The following is a 7,461-nucleotide window of genomic DNA, read 5'->3' as shown; positions in this document are numbered from 1 at the left end:
CCAGTAGCACCTGTGTTACCTTGAGGTCCCTGAGGTCCAGTAGGTCCAGGAGGCCCGCCAGAAGGTCCGGTAGGTCCGGTAACTCCTATACCAGTAGCGCCAGTGGCACCGGTAGCGCCAGTGGCACCGGTAGCACCTGTGTTACCTTGAACACCTTGAGGTCCAGTAGCACCAGTAGCGCCAGTGGCACCGGTAGCACCTGTGTTACCTTGAACACCTTGAGGTCCAGTAGCGCCAGTGGCACCGGTAGCACCTGTGTTACCTTGAACACCTTGAGGTCCAGTAGCACCAGTAGCGCCGGTAGCACCAGTAGCACCTGTGTTACCTTGAGCACCTTGAGGTCCAGTAGCGCCGGTAGCACCAGTAGCACCTGTGTTACCTTGAACGCCTTGAGGTCCAGTGGCACCAGTAGCACCTGTGTTACCTTGAGCACCTTGAGGTCCAGTAGCACCTGTGTTACCTTGAGCACCTTGAGGTCCAGTGGCACCAGTAGCACCTGTGTTACCTTGAGCACCTTGAGCACCTTGAGGTCCAGTAGCACCTGTGTTACCTTGAACGCCTTGAGGTCCAGTGGCGCCAGTAGCACCTGTGTTACCTTGAGCACCTTGAGGTCCAGTGGCACCAGTAGCACCTGTGTTACCTTGAACGCCTTGAGGTCCAGTGGCACCAGTAGCACCTGTGTTACCTTGAGGTCCCTGAGGTCCAGTAGGTCCAGGAGGCCCGCCAGAAGGTCCGGTAGGTCCGGTAACTCCTATACCAGTAGCGCCAGTGGCACCGGTAGCACCTGTGTTACCTTGAACACCTTGAGGTCCAGTGGCACCGGTAGCGCCAGTAGCGCCCGTGTTACCTTGAGGTCCGGTAGCGCCAGTAGCGCCCGTGTTACCTCGAGGTCCAGTAGCACCAGTAGCGCCGGTAGCACCCGTGTTACCTTGAGGTCCAGTAGCGCCGGTAGCGCCCGTGTTACCTCGAGGTCCAGTGGCACCGGTAGCGCCAGTAGCGCCCGTGTTACCTCGAGGTCCGGTAGCGCCAGTAGCGCCTGCTGGTCCAGTAGGTCCGGTAGGTCCTTGAATGAACGAAGCAGAATTAACTAGAGCAGTTTGTAATGCTGCTATTAATTTAAGAAGCTCTTGAAGTGTGCAAGGGTCAATTCGGAATAATTTTGTAATGTATAGTAAATAGTTAATGAGATTTTGAAGCTCAATAAATACAGCGCTTGCTACAAAGGTTGGATTTCTTAATATAGTTATTAAGTTTTTAATAATAGCTAACCCTTGTGCTTTCAGGGAGGAAGTAGCGTCTAGTGAACAAATAAATTTACTTAGTAGGTTCAATGTATCGATTAGATCTTCAATATTTTGGGGAGATGGATTTGCAAAAAGTGTTGGGATTATTTTTGTTAAATCAATAATAATCGCACGAAATGTTCTAAGTTGAGCTTTAGTAATTGGGATTGATGGAGTATTTGGGATTCGTCCAGCGCTACTTGGAAAGCATGGTTTGGAGAATTTGTTTTGATTGTCGTTATAACGAGACATTAAATCTCTCCTTTCTCACGAAAATGTGAACGAAACTCATCATAGTAGATGCAGAAATTAGTTAAATGGTCATAGTAAAATCGTTTGTTTAAAGAAAAAATAGAAAAAACGCCTTACAATAAGGCGTTTTTTCTATTTTCTGCGTATTGATAATATCGCTTTAATGAAATTTTTGATTTGAATCCAGCGAGTTTTATAATTTCTGATTCAGGAGTTTCTTTTTTTATTAAGTTTAAAATATAGGTGTTACGAAAATGTTGTCCTGAAATTCCTTTACGTAAATTGGCTCTAGCCACTTCGAGGCGAATCATTTTTTGTATAGCAATTTCCGTTAATGCCTTTGGTGCATCATTTTCATATACCCACCTGTATGTTCCACGGTTAAAATCAAATGCGACAAACAATGAATCATCACTATGATACTTAGGACGAACTGGTTCTGGGATACTTTTGTAATAATTATATAGTTGTTTTTTGTCTTCTTTTGCTAATGTAATTGTTCTTTCTACACCTGCGGTTGCTGGGATTGACAATGTGTTAGTTTCAAAGTGAACGTGATGCATTGTTAATGCTGTAAGTTCCTGTAAGGATAAACCGTAGTCGATCAATAGATTTAAAATAGCAATATTGCGATCCATTAATAAAGGGCGCACAGGAAGTTGTTTTTCTGAAAGTCCTTCTAATGAAGTGACTATATACTTTAATCTTTTTTCTTCATCAGGTGAAATGAAATCTTCGTTACGAAGTGTACGGTCTGGTTGAATAGATATTTCCATATTCTTCAATGGATTGGGAATGTTTAGAAAGTGATGCATTCTATTTAATACAGTAAATACACGATGCATCGTTTTTTCTGAGTAATGTCGATTCGTTTTTAAATCGGAAAAGTAATCTTCGTAGTCTTTTGTACAAAGTGTAGCCCATATATTACTGGAAGGGAGCTTTTTGTTTTTTTCTAACCAATGTCCGAAGTCTTCAACGTCATAAACATAACGTTTAATAGTTGAGGGTTTTCGGCCTTTATTCAATAAAAAAATAGAAAAGGCTTGTATTGTATCATGGAATTCCGTTGTCTCCATAGTCCCACCACCTTAATTATTTCTTATATTATAGCAAACTTTTCTGAAAATAGGCATTTACAAGGGGGACAGGAATAATAATATTTGGTGAGTGGATAAAGTGAAACTATAATCAGTGGGGATTTTGTTCATCCTCTGCGATTATTAGTTGAACCAATCGGGCATTTACGGGCGGTTATCTCCCGCTTAAATACCAAGCGTTTGCTGAATGTCGAGGTGGGAGTCTTACTGCTCGCAAATAGCGGGATAAAATGAGGTGATTGTATGGAACAATCGATGCGAAAGAAAAACAACAATCAAATTAATATTGTGTTAAACCATCGAAAGAAAATTTCTTTGCCAGCCGCAGAAAATAAAACGGTAATTTCAAATGAAACTACAATTAAACATGAAATGCTGCAGAGAATTGAAGAAGAGATGGGGAAGCTTGTTGGGATGGATGATATAAAAAAGATAATAAAAGAAATATATGCTTGGATTTATGTGAATAAAAAAAGACAAGAGAAGGGATTGAAGTCTGAGAAGCAAGTGCTTCATATGCTGTTTAAAGGGAATCCGGGTACAGGGAAGACAACTGTTGCTAGAATGATAGGAAAATTGCTGTTTGAGATGAATATTCTATCGAAAGGCCACTTGGTTGAAGCTGAACGTGCTGATCTTGTAGGAGAGTACATCGGCCATACAGCTCAAAAAACAAGAGACTTAATAAAAAAAGCAATGGGAGGTATTTTGTTTATTGATGAGGCGTATTCTTTAGCTCGAGGAGGAGAGAAGGACTTTGGAAAAGAAGCAATTGATACGCTTGTAAAACATATGGAAGATAAACAACATGGTTTTGTATTGATTTTAGCTGGATATTCAAGAGAGATGAATCACTTTCTTTCATTAAATCCAGGGCTGCAATCTCGTTTTCCATTTATTATTGAATTTGCGGATTACTCGGTAAATCAGCTATTGGAAATTGGAAAGAGAATGTATGAAGATCGTGAATATCAGTTATCAAAAGAAGCTGAATGGAAATTTAGGGATCATTTACATGCGGTGAAGTATTCGTCGCAAATTACATCGTTTAGTAATGGGCGATATGTACGGAATATTGTTGAAAAATCAATTCGTACACAGGCGATGCGGTTGTTGCAAGAAGATACGTATGATAAAAATGATTTAATTGGAATATCGAGTATGGATTTGATGCTCGAAGAGGAGACGCACAGTACATAAACTGTGCGTCTATTTTTGTGTATAAGTTCGTTTACTCTTTTTTTGCTTTTTCTTGGTGCGCTTTATGGAAGCGTTCCATTTTAGCGCTCTTTTCGTGTGCTGAATTAGGGTCGTGTCCAAATTGGTTTACTGAACTTTTTTGAGCTCCTTTATTAACGTGGTTTGTCATTTGTATTCACCTCACTTTAAAAATTAGTATAAACATTATATAAAGAAAAAATCGTTAGAAAAGAAAAACCTCTTTACGATATGTAAAGAGGTTAGATTGCTATTTATGCATTGAACGTTCTTTCGTTTCGATACGTCTGTGCGGTAAATGCCATTTGTAATGAATAGAAACCATGCGGAAGCAAACAATTAAAATGAATAAAATGTAAAGGGCCCAATCGCTAACAATAATTTGAGCGCCAATTAAGAAACCTGCTAAAATTGTCCAAAAGGCATATACTTCAGCTCGAAGAACGAGAGGTTTTCTGCGGGCTAAAAGGTCGCGAATGATACCGCCGCCGATACCAGTTAAAACAGCTGCCACGATTGTGGCACTAATTGGTAAATTTAATTTTTGAGCATATAATGCTCCTTGTACAGCAAATGCTGATAAGCCGATAGCGTCAGTGATATTTTCCCACTTTTTCCAATGTCTAATTAACTTATTTGGAAAAAGAAAAATAATAGTCATTGATAAAAGTGCGATTTGGAATAACATGTCTTGTTGCCAAAACGCGACAATCGGATAACCGATTAATAAATTACGAAGGGCACCTCCCCCAAATGCGGTTGCCATTCCTAAAATATACACCCCGAAAATATCATAATCCTCTTCCATTGCAACAATGGCTCCGCTTAGTGCGAAAGCGATTGTGCCTATGATGCTAAAAATCTCCCATGCCATGAATTTTCTCCCCCGCTAACTAGATGAAATGTGCTTCCTCTGCTATTATATTAGAAGGTTTAAATTTCGAAAAGGATGAGTGAACATATTTGATGGAAGAAAAAGAAAAAGTCATATTAGTAGGCTGTCAATTGCCGCAAGATGATGATGAAAAATTTATGCATTCCATGAAAGAGCTTGCATCACTAGCTAAGACTGCGAGAGCGGAAGTGTTAGTTTCAACAACGCAAAAACGACCAAAGTTTCATCCGGCAACTTACATAGGTAAAGGGAAATTAGAAGAGCTTACAATGCTAACTGAAGAATTAGAGCCGGATGTTATTATATTTAATAATGAATTAACGCCGAGTCAAATTCGGAATTTATCCTCAGTATTAGATTCGAGAGTAATTGATCGAACGCAACTAATACTAGATATTTTTGCGCAACGTGCGAAGTCGAGGGAAGGTAAGCTTCAAGTAGAATTAGCTCAGTTGCAATATACAATGCCACGTCTTATGGGGCAAGGGTTGTCCTTATCACGTCTTGGTGGTGGTATTGGAACGAGAGGACCGGGTGAGACGAAACTTGAGACGGATCGTCGTCATATTCGATCGCGTATTGATGAAATAAAGAAACAACTTGCAGTTGTTGTGGAACACCGAAAAAGATATCGTGAGAGAAGAAAAGACAATAAAGTATTTCAAATTTCATTAATAGGCTATACAAATGCAGGGAAATCGACACTGTTTAATAGATTAACGGAAGCTAATACGTTTGAAGAAAACCTTCTGTTTGCAACACTAGACCCAACGACGAGGAAGATGCCCTTACCTTCTGGTTATACAGTATTACTAACTGATACTGTTGGTTTTATACAAGATTTACCCACTTCATTAATTGCTGCTTTTCGTTCAACACTGGAAGAAGCGGGGGAAGCAGATATTATTTTACATGTAGTTGATTCTGCGGATCCTAACTACATAGGGCATGAAAAAACAGTAAAACGATTATTATCAGAACTTGAAATTAATCATATTCCTATTATTACGTTATATAATAAAAAAGATGAATTACATCAAAACTTTATTCCGTTTCCGAAAAGTGATTTCTTAATGACTAGTGCTTTTGAAGAAAGTGATTTATTGCGTATAAAAGAAGCGATAGAAATGAAAATGAAGAAAGAAATGGATCGTTATCGAGTAGAAATCCCTCCGAGTGAAGGTAAGTTATTAACGCTTTTAAAGACGGAAACGCTATTAGCAAAGATGGAGTTTCTGGAAGATAAATTTGTATATGATTGTGCAGGGTATATTTTTACTCATTCATCGCTTAATGTGCAATTAAAGAGATTTTTAGTGGAAGAAGGAGAAAATAAAAATGTTTGATCGTTTGAAAAATGGAGAAAAAATTGCTCCAATCGTAAAAGAAGTAGAGAATCAGATTACAGAAGTACATAAACGTGCGGATGAAGTAATTGAAAGTAATCAGTTTCGTGTATTAGAAAGTTTTCGTAAACATAAAATTAGTGACTCGCATTTTATCCCGACGACAGGTTATGGTTATGATGATATTGGCCGTGATACGTTAGAAAAAGTGTATGCTGATGTATTTGGGGCGGAAGCTGGACTTGTTCGTCCGCAAATTATTTCAGGTACTCACGCTATTTCTACAGCGTTATTCGGTATTTTACGTCCAGGAGATGAGTTATTGTACATTACTGGGAAACCGTATGATACGTTAGAGGAAATCGTTGGTGTGCGTGGGAAAGGTGTAGGTTCATTTAAAGAATATAATATTGGTTACAATGCAGTTCCGCTAACTGAAGGTGGGCTTGTTGATTTTGAAGCTGTTGCAGCAGCGATTCATAGTAATACGAAAATGATCGGTATTCAGCGCTCGAAAGGTTATGCTACTCGTCCATCGTTTACTATTTCTCAAATTAAAGAGATGATCGCGTTTGTTAAAGAAATTAAACCTGATGTTGTTGTGTTTGTAGATAATTGTTATGGGGAGTTTATTGAAGAGCAAGAGCCGTGTCATGTTGGTGCAGATTTAATGGCGGGTTCGCTTATTAAAAACCCAGGCGGGGGAATTGTAAAAACTGGTGGTTACATTGTCGGTAAAGAACAGTATGTTGAAGCGTGTGCATATCGTTTAACATCTCCGGGAATTGGTGCGGAAGCTGGAGCGTCTTTATACAGTCTGCAAGAAATGTATCAAGGGTTCTTCTTAGCGCCACATGTTGCAGGACAAGCGCTGAAAGGTGCAATTTTTACAGCTGCGTTTTTAGAAAAGTTAGGAATGAACACGTCACCAGCGTGGAATGCACCAAGAACAGACTTAATTCAATCTGTTCAATTTGATGATAAAGACCGTATGGTTGCCTTCTGCCAAGCGATTCAATATGCATCTCCAATTAATTCGCATTTTACTCCGTATGCAAACTATATGCCAGGTTATGAAGATGATGTAATTATGGCGGCGGGAACATTTATTCAAGGTGCAAGTATTGAATTGTCTGCTGATGGTCCGATTAGACCACCGTATGTTGCATATGTGCAAGGTGGATTAACGTATTCGCATGTTAAAATTGCGATTTGTTCTGCGATTGATGAATTGATTGAAAAGAATTTATTAACAATTTCTTAAAGGGGAGCTGTCGATATCGGCAGCTTTTTTCGTATAAAAGTAACGATTTATGCGATTAGAAAAAAGAATGAAAAAATTTATAAAAAAATCATGTAAGAAAAGC

At 39.3% G+C, this 7,461-nt stretch carries 7 protein-coding genes; 3 read left to right on the top strand and 4 right to left on the bottom strand.

What is annotated here, in order from left to right; translation table 11 throughout:
• Both AC1Q51_RS26075 and AC1Q51_RS26070 read right to left on the bottom strand, forming a co-directional pair.
• Positions 1-1,535, bottom strand: a 1,535-nt coding sequence (locus AC1Q51_RS26075; protein WP_492331802.1) for a collagen-like repeat preface domain-containing protein, incomplete at its 3' end; no start/stop codon positions are given.
• A gap of 113 nt (positions 1,536-1,648) precedes the next feature.
• Positions 1,649-2,614: a tyrosine-type recombinase/integrase gene (locus AC1Q51_RS26070; protein WP_000450330.1), complete on the bottom strand. Its 966-nt coding sequence runs from the start codon at positions 2,612-2,614 to the stop codon at positions 1,649-1,651.
• A 264-nt stretch (positions 2,615-2,878) separates the two neighbouring features.
• On the opposite strand from AC1Q51_RS26070, the gene spoVK reads away from it, so the two are divergent.
• Positions 2,879-3,835, top strand: coding sequence for a stage V sporulation protein K (spoVK, locus tag AC1Q51_RS26065; protein ID WP_000438177.1), 957 nt, complete (start codon positions 2,879-2,881; stop codon positions 3,833-3,835).
• Between the two features lie 31 nt (positions 3,836-3,866).
• Here the strand turns inward: spoVK and AC1Q51_RS26060 are convergent, their stop codons facing one another.
• Together AC1Q51_RS26060 and AC1Q51_RS26055 are read right to left on the bottom strand one after the other, a co-directional pair.
• A complete protein-coding gene (locus tag AC1Q51_RS26060; protein ID WP_000181505.1) occupies positions 3,867-4,004 on the bottom strand; it encodes a hypothetical protein in 138 nt (45 codons plus the stop codon).
• Positions 4,005-4,103: 99 nt separating this feature from the next.
• A complete protein-coding gene (locus tag AC1Q51_RS26055) occupies positions 4,104-4,727 on the bottom strand; it encodes a trimeric intracellular cation channel family protein (protein WP_000312267.1) in 624 nt (207 codons plus the stop codon).
• 92 nt (positions 4,728-4,819) lie between these two features.
• On the opposite strand from AC1Q51_RS26055, the gene hflX reads away from it, so the two are divergent.
• Positions 4,820-6,094: a GTPase HflX gene (hflX, locus tag AC1Q51_RS26050; protein ID WP_139213263.1), complete on the top strand. Its 1,275-nt coding sequence runs from the start codon at positions 4,820-4,822 to the stop codon at positions 6,092-6,094.
• Complete coding sequence (locus AC1Q51_RS26045) at positions 6,087-7,358, top strand: methionine gamma-lyase family protein (RefSeq protein WP_000460282.1); 1,272 nt, start codon at positions 6,087-6,089, stop codon at positions 7,356-7,358. The genes hflX and AC1Q51_RS26045 overlap by 8 nt, the downstream gene beginning before the upstream one ends.
• Positions 7,359-7,461 lie beyond the last annotated feature (103 nt).

This window comes from Bacillus sp. MT94 (assembly GCF_058792475.1).
The sequence above is the reverse complement of the archived record's forward strand: the minus strand, read 5'-3'. Positions and strand labels throughout refer to the sequence as shown.

Bases quoted from the DNA above. Each gene is read 5' to 3' on its own strand.
- AC1Q51_RS26070 (WP_000450330.1), bottom strand. From the start codon at position 2,614: ATGGAGACAACGGAATTCCATGATACAATACAAGCCTTTTCTATTTTT.
- spoVK (WP_000438177.1), top strand. From the start codon at position 2,879: ATGGAACAATCGATGCGAAAGAAAAACAACAATCAAATTAATATTGTG.
- AC1Q51_RS26060 (WP_000181505.1), bottom strand. From the start codon at position 4,004: ATGACAAACCACGTTAATAAAGGAGCTCAAAAAAGTTCAGTAAACCAA.
- AC1Q51_RS26055 (WP_000312267.1), bottom strand. From the start codon at position 4,727: ATGGCATGGGAGATTTTTAGCATCATAGGCACAATCGCTTTCGCACTA.
- hflX (WP_139213263.1), top strand. From the start codon at position 4,820: ATGGAAGAAAAAGAAAAAGTCATATTAGTAGGCTGTCAATTGCCGCAA.
- AC1Q51_RS26045 (WP_000460282.1), top strand. From the start codon at position 6,087: ATGTTTGATCGTTTGAAAAATGGAGAAAAAATTGCTCCAATCGTAAAA.